Consider the following 15,233-nt stretch of genomic DNA (forward strand, 5'->3'; position numbering starts at 1 on the left):
ATGTAACTCTGAGTTACACGCAGCGTTACGGCCGTTCGCTCCCTAGAGTGTGACGAAGGACACACCTCTTCGTGGCAACATTTACACCCTCTCGCGCGTCGATATCAGTACAGCGTTCGTCCGAACGGTCCATGTAGAGAGGGTTTCCTCTGTTTGCTCTGGACCACCGAGCGGGCGCTCGGGAATAATTTGACGCACGGTGGGTAACCCCAACTCACGAAGGACCTACCGCTTGTCGCTGGGGAGCGGACGAGCGGTTCCACGGCCGGGGTCGCTGTCTCGGGGGATGGCGGCCCCGGCCTTTTTATGTCGCCGCCCGGGTTGCCCCCAACGTTAAGGTGATCACCTTTCCCGCCCCCGCCGGTCCGGCGGCCGGCCCGGCGTACCGTGGGCGCCGGGTGGCCGCGCAGGGTCGCCCTCGCAGGAGGACTCGACACAGCCCGATGGTTTCCGTAGACCCCGAACCTCCCACCCCGGCCGGGCTCGGCCACTTCGTGAGCCTGGTACGCGCCGCGATCCCGCCCATGCACCCCGGCGGCCGGCCCGTGGTGGCCGGCGTCGGCGTGGCCGCCGTGCTGGCCAGGGCGATCACCGGCCGAGGCACCCTGCTCGGCCTGGCCGCCACCGCCGCGACCGCCGCGTTCTTCCGGGAGCCCGCCAGGGTCACCCCGGACCGCGCCGGCATCGTGGTGGCACCCGCGGACGGCACGGTGGCCACCGTCGAGGACGCCAGCCCGCCCGAGGAGCTCGGCCTGCCGGCCGCGCCGGTGCCCAGGGTCAGCGTGTTCCTGTCCGTGCTCGACGTGCACGTCCAGCGCATCCCGTGCGACGGCCGGGTGGAGCGGGTGGTCTACCGGCCCGGCAAGTTCCTGTCCGCCGACCTGGACAAGGCCAGCGACGACAACGAGCGCTCGTCCATGCTGCTGCGCGGCACCGACGGGCACCGGATCGGCGTGGTGCAGATCGCCGGCCTGCTGGCGCGGCGGATCGTCTGCGACGTCACCGAGGGCGCCGAGGTCGCCGCCGGGGAGACCTACGGGTTGATCCGGTTCGGGTCTCGCGTGGACACTTACCTGCCGGCCGGCAGCCGCGTGCTGCTCGCGCCCGGACAGCGCACCATCGGCGGCGAGACGGTGCTGGCCGAGCTTCCAGAAACGAGCCCGGGAGGGGCGTAGCCGATGCCCGTCACCGCCTACCGAGGCATCCGGCTGCTGCCGAACGCGATCACCGTGCTGGCGCTGTGCGCCGGGCTGTCCGCCGTGCAGTACGCCCTGGCCGCCCGCTACGAGCTGGCCGTGGCCGCGCTCACCGTCGCGGCCATCTTCGACGCCCTGGACGGCCGGATCGCCCGGATGCTGGACGCCACCAGCAAGATGGGCGCCGAGCTGGACTCGCTGGCCGACTGCGTGTCCTTCGGGGTGGCGCCCGCGCTGGTGCTGTTCGTCTGGCGGCTGGAGGGCAACCAGCTCGGCTGGATCGTGGCGCTGGTGTTCGCGGTGTGCGCGGCGCTGCGGCTGGCCAGGTTCAACACGCTGTTGGACGACACCGAGCAGCCGCCGTACGACAAGGAGTTCTTCGTCGGCGTCCCGGCCCCGGCCGCCGCGCTGCTGGCGGTTACGCCGCTGCTGCTGGAGCTGCAGTTCGGGCAGGGCTTCTGGTCCTCGCCGGCGCTGGTCGGGGCCTGGGCGCTGCTGGTGGCCGCGCTGATGGTCAGCCGGCTGCGCACGCTGTCCATGAAGACCGTCCGGGTGCCCGCGCAGTTCATCGCGCCGCTGCTGGTCCTGGTCGGGCTGGCCGGCGCGGCCCTGATCACCGTGCCGTTCCTGGCGCTCGCGCTGGCCGTGCTGGTCTACCTCGCGCACCTGCCCTACGCCGTGTACCGGTACCGCTGGCTGGGCCGCCACCCGGAGGCCTGGTTCATCGCGCCGCGCCAACGGCGGGCCGCCGTGCGCGCCCTGCGCGGCACCCGCCCGCCCGGCATCCGCCCGCCGCTGCGCCGCCGGGTCGCGGGCGCCGCCCGTGCCAGGGCCGCCGCCCTCAACTACCCCCGCCGCCGCCGCGAGCAGAACGGCAACGGCGAGGCGAACGGCCAGGTCGACGCCGCCGGCGTGAACGGCCAGGCCGACGGCACGGGAACGCCCCGCGACCGGCGCTTCCGCCGGCTGGGCCTACGCAAGATCCGCCGCCCGCGCTGACCGGCCCTTGACGACGGTGCTGGTGATCACGAGGGCGGCCAGGAGCACGGCGGTCACGTGGATCGGGGCGTGGGTCCACGGTGAGACCAGCACGGCCAGCGCCACCAGCGGGTAGGCCAAGTTCAGGGGCGCGACGCCGGGGCGGGGGCGGATCTCGAGCAGCCAGACGACGAGGACGAAGACGGCGACGGGCACGGCGGTCGCCCAGCCGGCTGTCAGCGGGTCCAGCCCGGTGCGGCGGGTGTCGAAGGCGACCGCCACCTCCAGGCCGGCGCCCACGGCGGCCACCGAGGCGAAGATCGGGTAGTGCCCGTACGCCCAGGTCAGGGTCAGGCCCAGCGAGGTCAGCGGGCGCGGGGTGGGGTCGTCGAAGTACAGCCACCACATGGAGAACACGATCACGATGCCGGCCGCCGCCAGCCCGAGCAGCGCTCCCACGTGCTCGCCTTCTGCCAGACCTTCCTGGATCGCGGTGGTCGCGGCCAGCACCACCTCGCCGAGCACGATCAGGGTGAACAGGCCGAAGCGTTCGGCGAGGTGCTCGGGGTGCCAGGTGGTCGGGCCGGCGCGCTCGGCCCAGACCGGGATCGCCACCTCCGCGACGACCAGCACCGCGAACCCGACCATCCCCCACGCGCCGGGAAGCAGCAGCCGGACCACCCAGCCCACCTGCACGAGCGTGATCCCGACCGCGAACCGCTGCGCGCAGGTCCGCCTCGGTGGGTCCGACCTGGCCGCCCGCAGCCACTGCGCCACCAGGGCCAGCCGCATGATCACGTAGCCGGCGGTGATGACCGTGAAGTCGCGGCTGTCCAGCGCGGCCGGCACCCCGGACGCGAGCACCAGCGCGCCGGCGATCTGCACCATCGTGGTGACCCGGTACAGCCCGTCGTCGGTGTCGTACGCCGAGGCGAACGCGCTGAAGTTGACCCACGCCCACCAGATCGCGAAGAACACCATCAGGTAGCCGAGCACGCCCGCGCCGACGTGCTGCTCGACCAGCGCGTGGTGCAGCCGCCCGGCCGCCTGGGAGACAGCGACCACGAAGCACAGGTCGAAGAACAGCTCCAGCGGGGTGGACGCGCGGTGCGGCTGGGCGGCGTCCCTGGCCAGCATCCGCCTGATCCACGGGATTCCGACGCGGCTCGGTCCGTGGTCGGTCACGCGTGCCCCCCGGCTAGCGTCGTTGGTAGTCCTTGGTCACGATGACGATCAGGCCGGGGTCCGCGTCCGCGATGCCGGGGAACCTGGGCTGCGCCTGCAGGCCGAAGGCGTTGGCCAGCGACTGCGCGGCTGCCTGCTCCTCGGTGCCGGGGCGGTAGTAGACCGTGCTGGTCGGGATGATGCCGGACGGGTAGTTGCCGACGTCGGTGACCTTCCAGCCGGAGGCCCGGAAGTCGGCGGCCGCGTGCTGCGCCAGCTCCCTGATCAGGCTGTTGTTGTACACCCGCACGGGCGCCTTGGCGGCCGCCACGCCCTTGCCGCCGCCGATGCCGCCGGTGCCGCTGCTGTCGTCCGGCAGGCCGGCGCCGGGCAGCGGCTTCTGCGCGTGCGGAGCGGGCGTGGTCGGGGGCGCGGCGAGCGGCCCCGGGGAGTGGGTGGGGACGCCGGGCGCCTGGGTGGACCCCATGCCCGGGGCCGGTGTGGCCGGTACGGGCGTGGTCGGCGCCGGCGTGGTCGGTGCCGCGGCGGGCGGCTGTCCGGTCGACGGCTGGCCCGGCTGCGGTTGCCCGGTCGGCGCCTGGCCCGCTTGCGGCTGTCCGGTGGGCGGCGCGGTGGGCGGCGCTGCGGGCGGCGGCGTGGTCGGCGCGGGGGCCGGGGCGACGGGCGGCGCGGCCAGGGGCGGAGGGGGCGCGGGCGTCGGCGACGAGGTCGGGGCGGGCCTCACCGGCGGGGCGGCCGCGGCGTTCTCACCGCCGCCGGCCAGCGAGACCAGGCCGACCACGGCGGACACCGCGGCCACGCCGAGCAGCACGAACCCACCGAGGCGCAGCGGCGACGGGCCACCGCCCCCGGGCGGCGGCTCCGGCTCGAGCACCTCGGTCTCCGGGTCCTGGTCCATACCGGCGCCGTTCAGCGCGCATCCACCCCGAGGCGGCGGGCCGCGCGGGTCCGCTGGCGGCTGGTCCTGAGCCGGCGCAGCCGCTTGACCAGCATCGGGTCGGCGGCCATCGCGGCGGGCTTGTCGATCAGGGCATTGAGTACCTGGTAGTACCGGGTGGCTGACATGTCGAACAGCTCGCGGATCGCCTGTTCCTTGGCACCCGCATACTTCCACCACTGCCCTTCGAAGGCGAGGATCTCACGCTCCCGCAGCTCCAGCTCAGCGCCGGAGTTCGACAATCCCGGGAGCATCCTGACGGAGTCCATGCACGCACCTCGACCGGTCGGTTACGAACGGCTAGAACAACACTGATGTAATTCGTCGGCCATTAGATCACGGCTGCCCGACGGCCCGTGGGACCGACGCACCCCCGGGCGACGGCGCACAGTATCGATAGGGTCCGACGCATGGCCGTCCGCCCTATCCGCATCATCGGCGACCCGGTGCTGCACGCACCCACCCGCCCGGTCACGGAGTTCGACGACGAGCTGCGCACCCTGGTCGAGGACATGTTCGAGACCATGGCGGCCGCTCAGGGGGTGGGCCTTGCCGCCAACCAGGTGGGCGTCGACCTGCGTGTTTTCGTCTACGACTGCCCGGACGAGGAGCTGCGCGCGAACCGGCGCGGGGTGGTGGTCAACCCGGTCCTGGAGACCTCCGAGCGCCCCGAGACCATGCCGGACCCCGACGAGGACTGGGAGGGCTGCCTGTCGGTGCCCGGCGAGCAGTTCCCCACCGGCCGCGCGGACTGGGCCAAGGTCACCGGCGTCGACCTGGACGGAAACCCCGTCGAGGTGGCCGGCCGCGGCTTCTTCGCCCGCTGCCTCCAACACGAGACCGACCACCTCGACGGCATCATCTACACCGACCGCCTGGTCGGCCGCCACGACCGCGCCGCCCGCAAAACCCTCAAGCGCCACGGCTGGGGCGTCCCCGGCCTCTCCTGGGACCCCGCCACCGAATCTGCCGAGCCCGCCACCGACTAGCCGCTCGCACACCCACTTCCGCCCTGGCACATGCGCTGCAGCAGGTGTGCGGAGTACGAACTGGGTGTGCCGGCGTCCCGGGGCGGAACACCACGCGGCGCGGCTGCGTTTGCGGAGTAATGGTGTAATCCGTGGAGGGCGGTGGGCGGTGTGGACGAGCTGGACGCCTACTCACGAACGGTCAGCGCGGTCGCGGCGGCCGTCACGCCGCTCGTGGCGAGCCTGCGGATCGGGCGCGGGCGGTCCACCAGCGGCGGGTCCGGGGTGGTGTTCACCGACGACGGGCTGATGCTCACCAACGCGCACGTGGTCGGCCAGGCCAGCCGCGGCGAGGCGGAGTTCGCCGACGGCACCGAGACGGACTTCGACGTGGTCGGCGCCGACCCGCTGTCCGACCTGGCGGTGCTGCGCGCCCGGGGCGAGGTGCCGCCGGCCGTCACGCTCGGCGACGCGGACACGCTGGTCGTCGGCCAGCTCGTGGTCGCCGTGGGCAACCCGCTGGGGCTGGCCGGGTCGGTGACCGCCGGGGTGGTCAGCGCGCTGGGCCGGTCGCTGCCGACGCGCAGCGGCCAGGCCGGCCGGGTGGTGGAGAACGTCATCCAGACCGACGCCGCGCTCAACCCCGGCAACTCCGGCGGCGCGCTGGCCAACGCGCGCGGCGAGGTGGTCGGGATCAACACCGCGGTGGCCGGGGTCGGGCTCGGGCTGGCGGTGCCGGTGAACGCCACCACCCGCCGGATCGTGGCCACCCTGCTCGCCGACGGCCGGGTGCGGCGCGGCTACCTGGGCCTGGTCGGCACGCCCGCGCCGGTGCCGGCCTCGGTGGCGCAGCGCTACCAGCGCACGAAGGGGCTGCGGCTGGTCGAGGTGGTGCCGGGCAGCCCCGCCGCCAGGGCCGGCCTGCGCCCCGGCGACCTGGTGCTGTCCGTCGGCCGCCAGCCGGTGCAGGACGCGCAGGGTATCCAGAGCCAGCTCTTCGCCGACTCGATCGGGACGGCGCTGCCGGTCACCGTGCTGCGCAACGGCGCGATGGTGGACGTCATCGCGGTGCCGTCCGAACTGACGGGTTGATTTCGCCGTTTCGCCACGGGCGGGCGGTGCCCGTTCCTACCCTCGACCCATGACCGCGACCACCTGGCTCGAGGACTACCAGCGGCGGCTGGCCGAGATCGGCGACCGGGCGCAACGGGCCCGCGCCGAGCTGGACGGCCTGACCGCGACGGCCAGCAGCGCGTCCGGGGCGGTGACCGTGACGGTGAACCCGGCCGGCGCGCTGCAGCAGGTGAGCTTCGGCGAGCGCGCCGACGAGCTGAGCCGCCCGAAGCTGGCCGAGGCGGTGCTGGACGCCGCGCGCAAGGCGCACCTGGACGCCGTGCGCCGCTCGGCCGAGGCGCTCGAACCGCTGATCGGCGAGTCCGAGGCGAGCCGCTACCTGGCCAGCCACCTGCCGCCGCAGGCCCGCGAGGACGGCGGCTGATGGACGGCTACCGGGCCGACGTGCCGGCGCTGCAACGCCACGCCAAGGCCGTCCGGGACCACGGCGACCGGCTCGGCGAGGTGGCGGCTGCGGCCGACCATCCGCTCGCGCCGAACGCCTACGGGCTGATCTGCGGCTTCCTCAGCGGGATGACCAACGAGGCGGAGGGCCGGCTGCGGGGCTCGATCGGCACGTTGGCCGCGCTGGCCGGCTCGCACGCGGCCGGGCTGGCCGGCTGCGCGGACGACTACCAGCGCCAGGAGACCCAGGTGGCCACCAGGTTCGGCGGCGGCGCGCGATGAGCACGCTGGTCGCCGAGCCGGAGGGACCGGAGTGGTTGGAGGGCGCCGGCCTGCTCTCCGACATGGCCGACCTGTACAAGATCGGCGGCAAGGCCTTCGAGGGTGGCGGCGTGGACCCGTCCAAGGTCTCCGCCCCGCAGGCGACGATCGCGCTGGGCGGGGCCGGGCTGGCCGGGCTCGCCGCCATCGCCGACCCGCTCGAAGCGCTGGCCGGCGCCGGGCTCGGTTGGGTCATCGAGCACGTGTGGTTCCTGCGCGAGCCGCTCGACCAGCTCGCCGGCAACCCGAACGAGATCAAGGCACACGCTCAGACCTGGCACAACGTCGGGCTGGAGCTCGGACGGATCGCCGACGAGCACGAGAGCCAGCTCGGCCAGCTCGGCGGCTGGCAGGGCGCGGCGGCCGACGGCTACCGGCGGGCGGCGGCACGCCAGAACGAGGTGATGCGCCAGGGCGCCGCGTCCGCCGAGGAGCTGTCCGGACGGATCATGACCAACGGCACGGTCGTCGCGACGGTCCGCTCGCTGGTCCGGGACACGATCGCCGACTTCGTCGTCAAGCTGGCGGAATGGGCGATCGCCGCGCTGGCCAGCGCCGCCGCCACGGCGGGCGCCTCGCTCGCCCCGATCATCGCGGGTGCGGTGGCGTCGGCGGTGAAGACCGCGTCCAAGATCGCGGAGCTGGTCTCCAAGCTGCTCAGGCACCTGGAGGAGGCGGGCGCGGCGCTGGGCAAGCTGGCCGGCTCCGCCGAGAAGCTGGCGTCCGGGCTGGCCACGGGGGCGAACGGGGTGCGGCCGAGCGGTGAGGCGGTGGCCGAGGGCCTGCGGCGGGTCGCCAAGGACGTCGCCCCGGCCCCGGGCCAGGCGCGCGAGGCGCTGGACCGGTTCGTCCAGAGCCAGCTCTCCGAGGACCGGGCGGCCGCCGCGGCGGTGGAGACGCCGAAGCAGATCGGCACCACGGCGCGGGATCGGGAGAAATGGACGCCGCTGTGAGCCCGGTGCGGCCGGCACCGAGTGCGGCCGAGCGGTGGCGCTGCGCGGCGCCGATGCTCGTGCTGGCCGTCGCCGGCGCGGTCCTGGTCGATGCGGCCGCTTTCGTCGCCGCGCACGGGCTCAGCTGGTGGGCGTTGGTTCTGCCCGCCGCCTGCCTGGTGCCGCTGGCGGCGGTGTGGACCCTCACCAGGTCGCCCACGAAATGGTGGGAGGCCGGCGCCTTCCTGGGGCTCGCCTCGGGCTTCATGGGGGGCCTGATACTGAGCTGGCGGTGGCCGGTGTGGGAAAGCATGCTGTCCGTGCTGCCGGGGCTCGCGCTCGCGGTGGCCGGCGCCTGGCTCACCCACCAGGCCGGTCGCAACTGGGAGCACCCGCCGGCCCGCGAGGCCCGGCCGCCCCCGAGCCCGCACGCCGGCCCGTTCCTTCGGTGAGGTTCCTCCGGTCGGCTGAGTGTGCGTGCGGCGGCACAGATCGACTTCCGGTCGCCCGCTAGGGTGGTCCGATGGGCATTCCGACTTCGGTGTGGTTCATCATCGCCGCGGTCGCGCTCGTGCTCGGCCTGCTCATGCTGCGGGCGGCGCAGCGGGCCGGCAGCGGCCAGTCCCGTGACCGCCGGCGCTGGGCGGCCCAGAAGGAATGGGAGTACCTGGACAACGATCCGGTGCTGCCCAGCCGCTGGCGCTACGGCACCATCCACCAGGGCGGACCCGGCGTCGCGCGCAACCTGGTGACCGGCTCGGTGCCCACCTCGGAGGGCCGCCGGCTGGTGTACGTGTTCGACCACGAGCAGGCCGGACGGCTCAGCTCGGTGGTGGTGGCCGTGCAGCGGCGCAGCTCCATCGGCGGCGCGTTCGAGCTGCGGCTGCCGTCCGCCCCGCTGCCCGACGACGCCGGCCTCGACCTGCTCGAACCGGTCGGCGAGCGGTACGCCTTCGTGTCCGACGCCGCCGCGATCCGCCCGCTGATCACGCCCCGGCTGGTGCGCGCGGCCGACGCCATCGGCGAGGAGGTCGAGCTGCTCTGGGCGGAGGACTCCTGGGTGCTGTGCACCGCGCCGCTGGACTCCGCGCCCGAGCACCTGCAGGAGCTGCTCGACCAGCTCATCGAGGTGGCCGCCGCGTTGGAGGAGGCCGTCAGGGGCGGCGGCCGCCCGTCCCAGCCGCCGAGGGACGAACCGGCGGAGCCCGAGCCGGAGCTGTCCGAGCCGCACCCCGCGCACCCCTCGTCGTCCTCGGCGGCGTCCTGGGCGCGCTCGTTCTCCGCGCGCCCGACGTTCGGCGCCGGCCGGCGTTCGCGTGAGCAGCCGGAGCCGGAGGTGACCGACGAGGTCGACCGGCAGTTCCCGGACAACAACTCCAGCCGGTCGTGACCACCGCCCTCATCACCGGTGCCACCGCCGGCATCGGGGCCGCGTTCGTCCGCAGGCTGGCCGCCGAGCACGACCGGCTGGTGCTGGTCGCCCGCGACACCGCCCGCCTGGAGGCCGCCGCCGCCGAGCTGCGGGGGCGGCATCGCGTCGAGGTCGAGGTGCTCACCGCCGACCTGGCCACCGAGGCCGGCCGGGCCGCCGTGGAGGCCAGGCTCGCCGACCCCGGGGTGGACCTGCTGGTGAACAACGCCGGCATCGGCCTGCGCGACGAGTTCATCAACGAGCCGATCGAGGCCGAGCAGGCCCAGCTGGACATCAACGTCACGAGCGTGCTGCGGCTGACCCGCGCCGCGATCCCGGCCATGGTCGAACGCGGCTCCGGCACGGTGATCAACGTCTCCAGCGTGGCCGGCTTCTTTCCCGGCCGCAGCGCGACGTACAGCGCCGGCAAGGCCTGGGTGACGACGTTCAGCGAGGGCCTGGCCGCGGCGCTGGCCGGCACCGGCGTGCGGGTCATGGCGCTGTGCCCCGGGTTCGTCCGCACCGAGTTCCACCAGCGGGCCGGGATCGACGTGGGCGCCCGCACCGGACCGTTCTGGCTGGACGCCGACCGGGTGGTGGCCGACGGCATGGCCGACCTGGCGCGCGGCCGGGTGGTGTCGGTGCCGAGCCTGCCGTACAAGGCGCTGGTCGGGCTGTTCGACGTGCTGCCCCGGCCGCTGGTGCGCACCCTGATCAGGCGCGGCGAACGGAGGATGCGGCGGTGACCGACCGGGAACGGCTGGCCACGCTGATCGGCGAGCTGGCGGTGGTGCACGGGCGGGTCACGCTGTCTTCGGGCGCGGAGGCCGACTACTACGTCGACCTGCGCCGGGCCACGCTGCACCACCTGGCGGCGCCGCTGATCGGCCGGCTGGTGCGGGCGCTGACCGCCGACTGGACCTACGACGCGGTGGGCGGGCTGACGCTGGGCGCCGACCCGGTCGCCACCGCCGTGCTGCACGCGGCGTCGGCGGACGGCGCGCGGGTGGACGCGTTCGTGGTGCGCAAGGAGACCAAGCGGCACGGCATGCAGCGCCTCGTCGAGGGGCCGGACGTGGCCGGGCGGCGGGTGCTCGTGGTGGAGGACACGTCCACCACCGGCGCCTCGGTGCTGACCGCCGTGCGCGGCGTGATCGCCGCCGGGGCGACCGTCGCCGGGGTGGCCACCGTGGTGGACCGCGACACCGGCGCCCGCGAGGCCATCGAGGCCGAGGGTTTTCCGTACCGCGCCGTGCTCGGCCTCGACGACCTGGGGTTGTCGTCCTGACCGCGCCGGGCCCCACCGAGTGGACGGCCGGCGAGCCGGTCGGCGTCGGCCCGTGGCAGGGCGAGTGGCCGGACGACCCGCGCTACGACCCCGAGCTGCTGCGCGAGGGTGACCGTCGCAACGTCGTCGATGCGTACCGGTACTGGCGCCGCGACGCGATCATCGCCGATATCGACGCCCGCCGGCATCCGTTCCACGTGGCCATCGAGAACTTCGGGCACGACCACAACATCGGCACCGTGGTCCGCACCGCCAACGCGTTCGCCGCCGCCGCCGTGCACATCGTCGGCAAGGCCCGCTGGAACCGCCGGGGCGCCATGGTGACCGACCGCTACCAGCACCTGCACCACCATCCGGACGTCGCGTCACTGCTCGCGTTCGCGTCCTCGCACGGGCTGGCCGTGGTCGCCGTCGACAACTCCCCCGGCTCCACCCGCCTCGAACAGGCGACCCTCCCCCGCGAGTGCGTCCTCCTGTTCGGCCAGGAGGGTCCTGGCGTGTCGAAGTCCGCGATCGCGGCCGCCACCCTCACCGTGTCCATAGCCCAGTTCGGCTCCACCCGCTCCATCAACGCCGGCGTGGCGGCCGGCATCGCCATGCACACCTGGATCCGCCAACACGCCACCCTCACCGCCGCCTGGTAAACCCCGCCCGCGCCCGTACCCCGCTTACGCGAGTCGGGGATTTCGTCAGGGTGAGTCGCGGATTTCATCAGCTGCGAATCAGGCGCCCCCGGTCGATCTCTGCGTACGATGTCACGCTAGAACGATCTATCAAGAGAGAGAACGACGGCACCTCACACCACCCACAGGGGGCACACCGATGGCGGTCACCCATCCACGCACCGACACCACGCGGCCCGAATCCGATGCTCGCTTCCGCCCGCGAGGCACCCTCCGACGGGCCGCGACCATGCTGTCCCCGGCCGCGGCGGTCGCCAACAAGGCCGCCCTGGAACGCGACGCCGGCGACCGCGTCGAACGCCTGATCACCGCCGCGACCGACCGCATCCACCAACGCCGCCACCCCACTCGGCCGAGGATGCGCGCCCTGATCGCCTCCGGCGGCGCCCGCCTGGCCTGGCAAGACATCCCGGTACCCCAGGACCCGGGCCCGGACGGCGCGATGGTCCGCCCGATCGCGGTGGCCACCTGCGACCTCGACCGCGCGCTCGCGCTCGGCGCCACCCCGTTCCCGCTGTCGCTGAGCATCGGCCACGAATGCGCCGCCGAGGTCCTCACCGTCGGCGAACGCGTCACCACCGTGGCACCCGGCCAGCGCGTCTGCGTCCCCTTCCAGATCAACTGCGGCCGCTGCCTGCCCTGCCGCGCCGGCCTGACCAGCAACTGCGCCGAGGTCCCACCGCTGTCGATGTACGGCTTCGGGATGGGCGGCGGCCACTGGGGCGGGGCGCTGGCCGACCAGCTGGCGGTGCCGTACGCGGACGCCATGCTGGTCCCGCTGCCGGACGGGGTGGACCCGGTCGCGGCGGCCAGCGTGTCGGACACCATCTGTGACGGCTACCGCCACATCGCGCCGCACCTGCCCGGCCTGCTGCGCCGCGACCCGGACGCCGACGTGCTCCTGATCGGCTGCCTCGGCCGGCGCACGATCTACAGCCCGAGCGTCACCCTCTACGCCGGCCAGCTCGCGCTCGCGCTGGGCGCCCGCCGGGTGCGGCTGGCCGACGGCCGCCCCGAGGTGCGCGCGGCCGCCGAGCGCCTCGGCCTCGAACCGCTGCGCCCGCGCGACCTGCGCCACGCCACGCCCGCCCCGCTCGTGGTCGCGGCCACCGTGTCCTCGCGCGGGGTGTGGACGGCGCTATCGCTGACCGCTCCGGACGGCGTGTGCAGCAGCGTCGGCGGCCTGCACCGCACCGCCCGGATCCCCGCCATCGGGATGTACACGCACAACGCCTCGTTCCACGTCGGGCGGACGAACGCGCGGGCACTGATGCCCGGGGTGCTGGACCTGATGGCCGCCGGCCGGTTCCACCCCGAGCGAGTGATCAGCACCCACGGCGCGCTGGACGACGCGCCCCGGCTCCTGGCCAGGCACTACCGCAGCAGCGACATCAAGACGGTGCTCAGCGCGGCCTGACAGAACTCGCGACTCACCCTGACGAAATCCCCGACTCGCGGACGGGTGGGTACGGGCGTGAGCTAGTGGGACTCGGCGGGGATGGGGTCCTCGTCGATGGGCTTGCGCATCTCCTGGCGGTAGCGGTACAGGCCGTAGCCGGTACCTAGGACGAAGAAGGCCACGGAGCCGATGGTTGCGGCCTGGCGGAGCCAGGGGAGGGCGTTGAGCAGGCCGGAGCCGTAGTAGCCGGCCAGGAGCAGGGTGGGGACCCAAGCGAGGGCGCCGAGGGTGTTGGCGGTGATGTAGCGGCGGTTGTTCATCCCGGCCGCGCCGGCGATCATGGGGGCGAGCGTGCGCACCCAGGGCAGCCACCGCGCCACCACCACCGACCAGAACCCCCACTTGTCGAAGAACGCGCGCGCCCTGGCCAGGTTCGCCCTGTTCAGGATCCGTCCGTCCTTGCGGGCCAGGATCCGGGCGCCGGTGCGCCGGCCGATCAGGAAGCCGACCTGGTTGCCGCCGACCGCCATCACGGTGGCCAGCCCGGCCAGCAGCCAGGCGCTGAGGTGCTGCTCGTGCGTGGCGAGCACCACCCCGGCCGCGAACAGCAGCGAGTCCCCCGGCAGGAACAGCCCGACGATGAACGCGCACTCCAGGAACACGAAGGAGAGCACGACCACCCACACCATGGTCGGAGTGGCGTCGGTCAGCATCCCGGACGCGGACAGCTGACCCCCGGCCAGGCCGGTCATCGAGGTCAGCAGGCTGCTCACGGTGCTCCAGGATAAGGTCGGGGGCGCGCGGGCCCGTCAGCTAAATTCAGCCGAGCTCGGGTACCTCGTTCTCGCGGCGCTCCCGGCGTGCCTTCAGGAACTCCACGACGATCGGGAGCACGGACAGCAGCACCACGCCCACCAGGATCAGCTCGATGTGGTCGCGGACGAACGCGAAGCTGCCCAACCAGTATCCCAAAAGTGTGACGCCCGCGGCCCATGCGACGCCGCCGATGAAGGAGTACGTCAGGTAGCGCTTGGGTTCCATCTTCCCGACGCCGGCCATCACGGTGATGAAGGTGCGCACGATCGGCACGAACCTGGCCATCACGATCGCCCGGTTGCCGTACTTCTCGAAGAACTCGTGCGTCTTGTCCACGTACTCGCGCTTGAACAGCCGCGAGTCAGGCCGGTCGAAGATGGCCGGCCCCGCCGCGCGGCCGATCCAGTAGCCGGACACGTTGCCGGCCAGCGCGCACACCACCAGCAGCGTGCAGAGCAGCCACAGCGGCGTGTCGATGGCGCCGGTGGCCACGAACATGCCGGCGGTGAACAGCAGCGAGTCGCCGGGCAGGAAGAACCCGACCAGCAGCCCGCATTCGGCAAAGATGATCAGGCAGAGGCCGATGATCACGAACGGCCCGAGCGCGGGGATGATGTAGTTCGGGTCGAGCCACTTCAGGCCGCCGACTGCCAGTACGGGGGCGGATGCGAGGACGCTCACAACGCACCACGGTACCGGCCGCGCGCTAACCGCCGCCGAACGCCGGGAGCGAACCCGGCATGAAGATCGAGATCAGGGCCAGCGCGACGCCCACCACCGCGCCGACCAGCAGCGCGATCATGAGCACCCAGCCGACCGGGAACGGGCGCGGCGGCGGCATCGGCCGCCGGGAGCCGGTCGCCATGGGTCGGCCGGCGCCGCCCTGTGCGCGCATCGCCTCGGACATCATCCGCTCCGGGTCCATCTACCGCCGTCCGTCCGCCATCAGCTTGGCCACCGACCCCAACGCCCGGCTCGCGGTGGACTTCACCGCGCCCCGGCTGATCCCGGCCGCCTCGGCGATCTCGGCCTCGGACAGCCCGCCGTAGTAGCGCAGCACCAGCACCTCACGCTGCCGGGGCGGCAGCTCGCGCAGCGCCTCCACCACCGCCTGGTGCTCGGCGGACAGGATCGCCATGGACTCCGCGGAGCGGGCGTTCACCATGTGCGGGGGAACGTACTCCCTGGCCGTGCGCCGGCGCCGCAGCACCGAGCGGGAGCCGTTGACCACGGCGGTACGCAGGTAGCCGAGCGCGGCGTACTCGTCGCGCAGCCCGGACCAGTGCCGGTGCAGCCCGGCGAACGCCTCCTGCACCACGTCCTCGGCCGTCGCCTGTTCGTCGACCAGGAACATGGCCAGCCGGACCAGCCGCATCCGGTGTTCGGCGTAGAGGTCGGCCAGCGTCATCGCCGGGGCTGCCGCCCCGGGGGCGGTGGTGTCGATCCGGCGCAGCTGGGAGAGGGTGCGCTCCACCACCCCGGAGACGGGCTCCGTGCCACTGTCGGTTTGGGAGCTCACCCGACGAGGGTAGCCAGCTGGACGTTGCCCGTGCGCTCAGGTACGAGATACTGGGCCCTACCAGCCCGGCAGCCAGAGAGAC

Annotated in this window: 20 protein-coding genes; 13 read left to right on the top strand and 7 right to left on the bottom strand. The window is 73.6% G+C overall.

Annotated elements, in window-relative coordinates:
* Nucleotides 1-443 precede the first annotated feature (443 nt).
* Both N912_RS0130760 and pssA read left to right on the top strand, forming a co-directional pair.
* Nucleotides 444-1,175, top strand: a complete 732-nt coding sequence (locus N912_RS0130760; RefSeq protein ID WP_028925409.1) for a phosphatidylserine decarboxylase — start codon at nt 444-446, stop codon at nt 1,173-1,175.
* 3 nt (nt 1,176-1,178) lie between these two features.
* Nucleotides 1,179-2,195 (top strand): CDP-diacylglycerol--serine O-phosphatidyltransferase, encoded by a 1,017-nt coding sequence (pssA, locus tag N912_RS0130765; RefSeq protein WP_028925410.1) that lies wholly within the window; start codon nt 1,179-1,181, stop codon nt 2,193-2,195.
* Here pssA and N912_RS0130770 read toward each other — a convergent pair.
* The 3 genes from N912_RS0130770 to N912_RS0130780 are packed head-to-tail and all read right to left on the bottom strand — an operon-like array spanning nt 2,169 to nt 4,565.
* Nucleotides 2,169-3,359 (bottom strand): low temperature requirement protein A, encoded by a 1,191-nt coding sequence (locus N912_RS0130770; RefSeq protein ID WP_245645520.1) that lies wholly within the window; start codon nt 3,357-3,359, stop codon nt 2,169-2,171. The two genes, pssA and N912_RS0130770, sit on opposite strands and share 27 nt — an antisense overlap.
* 13 nt (nt 3,360-3,372) lie before the next feature.
* Entirely contained in the window at nt 3,373-4,257 is an 885-nt protein-coding gene (locus N912_RS66560; protein WP_051581041.1) for a LytR C-terminal domain-containing protein, read from the bottom strand.
* Between the two features lie 11 nt (nt 4,258-4,268).
* Nucleotides 4,269-4,565: a DUF3263 domain-containing protein gene (locus tag N912_RS0130780; RefSeq protein WP_028925413.1), complete on the bottom strand. Its 297-nt coding sequence runs from the start codon at nt 4,563-4,565 to the stop codon at nt 4,269-4,271.
* 141 nt (nt 4,566-4,706) lie between these two features.
* On the opposite strand from N912_RS0130780, the gene N912_RS0130785 reads away from it, so the two are divergent.
* The 11 genes from N912_RS0130785 to N912_RS55780 all read left to right on the top strand — a co-directional run bounded on the left by N912_RS0130785 (nt 4,707) and on the right by N912_RS55780 (nt 12,834).
* Complete coding sequence (locus N912_RS0130785; protein WP_028925414.1) at nt 4,707-5,285, top strand: peptide deformylase; 579 nt, start codon at nt 4,707-4,709, stop codon at nt 5,283-5,285.
* Between the two features lie 150 nt (nt 5,286-5,435).
* Nucleotides 5,436-6,356 carry a S1C family serine protease gene (locus N912_RS0130790; RefSeq protein ID WP_028925415.1) on the top strand — a complete coding sequence of 307 codons (921 nt, stop codon included), beginning with the start codon at nt 5,436-5,438 and terminating at the stop codon, nt 6,354-6,356.
* 49 nt (nt 6,357-6,405) lie between these two features.
* Complete coding sequence (locus tag N912_RS0130795) at nt 6,406-6,762, top strand: YbaB/EbfC family nucleoid-associated protein (protein WP_028925416.1); 357 nt, start codon at nt 6,406-6,408, stop codon at nt 6,760-6,762.
* The gene (locus N912_RS0130800; RefSeq protein ID WP_028925417.1) at nt 6,762-7,064 is read left to right on the top strand and encodes a hypothetical protein; all 303 of its coding nucleotides are present in this window, start codon (nt 6,762-6,764) and stop codon (nt 7,062-7,064) included. Before N912_RS0130795 ends, N912_RS0130800 begins: the two co-directional genes overlap by 1 nt.
* On the top strand, nt 7,061-8,056 hold the full coding sequence (locus N912_RS55770) for a WXG100 family type VII secretion target (RefSeq protein ID WP_037067491.1): 996 nt from the start codon (nt 7,061-7,063) through the stop codon (nt 8,054-8,056). The genes N912_RS0130800 and N912_RS55770 overlap by 4 nt, the downstream gene beginning before the upstream one ends.
* Nucleotides 8,041-8,487, top strand: coding sequence for a hypothetical protein (locus N912_RS0130810; RefSeq protein ID WP_028925418.1), 447 nt, complete (start codon nt 8,041-8,043; stop codon nt 8,485-8,487). The genes N912_RS55770 and N912_RS0130810 overlap by 16 nt, the downstream gene beginning before the upstream one ends.
* Nucleotides 8,488-8,558: 71 nt before the next feature.
* Nucleotides 8,559-9,425: a type III secretion system chaperone family protein gene (locus N912_RS55775; protein ID WP_064745441.1), complete on the top strand. Its 867-nt coding sequence runs from the start codon at nt 8,559-8,561 to the stop codon at nt 9,423-9,425.
* The gene (locus N912_RS0130820; protein WP_028925419.1) at nt 9,422-10,192 is read left to right on the top strand and encodes an SDR family NAD(P)-dependent oxidoreductase; all 771 of its coding nucleotides are present in this window, start codon (nt 9,422-9,424) and stop codon (nt 10,190-10,192) included. The genes N912_RS55775 and N912_RS0130820 overlap by 4 nt, the downstream gene beginning before the upstream one ends.
* On the top strand, nt 10,189-10,734 hold the full coding sequence (gene pyrE, locus N912_RS0130825) for an orotate phosphoribosyltransferase (protein ID WP_028925420.1): 546 nt from the start codon (nt 10,189-10,191) through the stop codon (nt 10,732-10,734). The genes N912_RS0130820 and pyrE overlap by 4 nt, the downstream gene beginning before the upstream one ends.
* On the top strand, nt 10,731-11,378 hold the full coding sequence (locus N912_RS0130830) for a TrmH family RNA methyltransferase (protein WP_028925421.1): 648 nt from the start codon (nt 10,731-10,733) through the stop codon (nt 11,376-11,378). Before pyrE ends, N912_RS0130830 begins: the two co-directional genes overlap by 4 nt.
* 268 nt (nt 11,379-11,646) lie before the next feature.
* Nucleotides 11,647-12,834 (top strand): zinc-dependent alcohol dehydrogenase, encoded by a 1,188-nt coding sequence (locus tag N912_RS55780; RefSeq protein ID WP_169747988.1) that lies wholly within the window; start codon nt 11,647-11,649, stop codon nt 12,832-12,834.
* Nucleotides 12,835-12,896: 62 nt separating this feature from the next.
* On the opposite strand, the gene N912_RS0130840 is transcribed toward N912_RS55780, so the two are convergent.
* The 4 genes from N912_RS0130840 to N912_RS55785 all read right to left on the bottom strand — a co-directional run bounded on the left by N912_RS0130840 (nt 12,897) and on the right by N912_RS55785 (nt 15,151).
* Nucleotides 12,897-13,568: a DedA family protein gene (locus tag N912_RS0130840; RefSeq protein WP_028925422.1), complete on the bottom strand. Its 672-nt coding sequence runs from the start codon at nt 13,566-13,568 to the stop codon at nt 12,897-12,899.
* Between the two features lie 67 nt (nt 13,569-13,635).
* Nucleotides 13,636-14,313, bottom strand: a complete 678-nt coding sequence (locus N912_RS0130845; RefSeq protein ID WP_051581043.1) for a DedA family protein — start codon at nt 14,311-14,313, stop codon at nt 13,636-13,638.
* Nucleotides 14,314-14,338: 25 nt separating this feature from the next.
* Entirely contained in the window at nt 14,339-14,557 is a 219-nt protein-coding gene (locus tag N912_RS0130850; protein ID WP_028925424.1) for a hypothetical protein, read from the bottom strand.
* Complete coding sequence (locus N912_RS55785) at nt 14,558-15,151, bottom strand: SigE family RNA polymerase sigma factor (RefSeq protein WP_051581044.1); 594 nt, start codon at nt 15,149-15,151, stop codon at nt 14,558-14,560.
* Nucleotides 15,152-15,233: the final 82 nt, after the last annotated feature.

The sequence above is a fragment of the Actinospineispora acaciae DSM 45401 genome (assembly GCF_000620785.1).
Taxonomy (GTDB): domain Bacteria; phylum Actinomycetota; class Actinomycetes; order Mycobacteriales; family Pseudonocardiaceae; genus Pseudonocardia; species Pseudonocardia acaciae.

Coding starts and splice junctions, on each gene's coding strand:
- N912_RS0130795 (WP_028925416.1), top strand. CDS start 6,406: ATGACCGCGACCACCTGGCTCGAGGACTACCAGCGGCGGCTGGCCGAG.
- N912_RS55770 (WP_037067491.1), top strand. CDS start 7,061: ATGAGCACGCTGGTCGCCGAGCCGGAGGGACCGGAGTGGTTGGAGGGC.
- N912_RS66560 (WP_051581041.1), bottom strand. CDS start 4,257: ATGGACCAGGACCCGGAGACCGAGGTGCTCGAGCCGGAGCCGCCGCCC.
- N912_RS0130785 (WP_028925414.1), top strand. CDS start 4,707: ATGGCCGTCCGCCCTATCCGCATCATCGGCGACCCGGTGCTGCACGCA.
- N912_RS0130810 (WP_028925418.1), top strand. CDS start 8,041: ATGGACGCCGCTGTGAGCCCGGTGCGGCCGGCACCGAGTGCGGCCGAG.
- N912_RS0130850 (WP_028925424.1), bottom strand. CDS start 14,557: ATGGACCCGGAGCGGATGATGTCCGAGGCGATGCGCGCACAGGGCGGC.
- N912_RS0130800 (WP_028925417.1), top strand. CDS start 6,762: ATGGACGGCTACCGGGCCGACGTGCCGGCGCTGCAACGCCACGCCAAG.
- N912_RS0130780 (WP_028925413.1), bottom strand. CDS start 4,565: ATGGACTCCGTCAGGATGCTCCCGGGATTGTCGAACTCCGGCGCTGAG.
- N912_RS0130760 (WP_028925409.1), top strand. CDS start 444: ATGGTTTCCGTAGACCCCGAACCTCCCACCCCGGCCGGGCTCGGCCAC.
- N912_RS0130840 (WP_028925422.1), bottom strand. CDS start 13,568: ATGACCGGCCTGGCCGGGGGTCAGCTGTCCGCGTCCGGGATGCTGACC.
- N912_RS55780 (WP_169747988.1), top strand. CDS start 11,647: ATGCTGTCCCCGGCCGCGGCGGTCGCCAACAAGGCCGCCCTGGAACGC.
- N912_RS55775 (WP_064745441.1), top strand. CDS start 8,559: ATGGGCATTCCGACTTCGGTGTGGTTCATCATCGCCGCGGTCGCGCTC.
- pssA (WP_028925410.1), top strand. CDS start 1,179: ATGCCCGTCACCGCCTACCGAGGCATCCGGCTGCTGCCGAACGCGATC.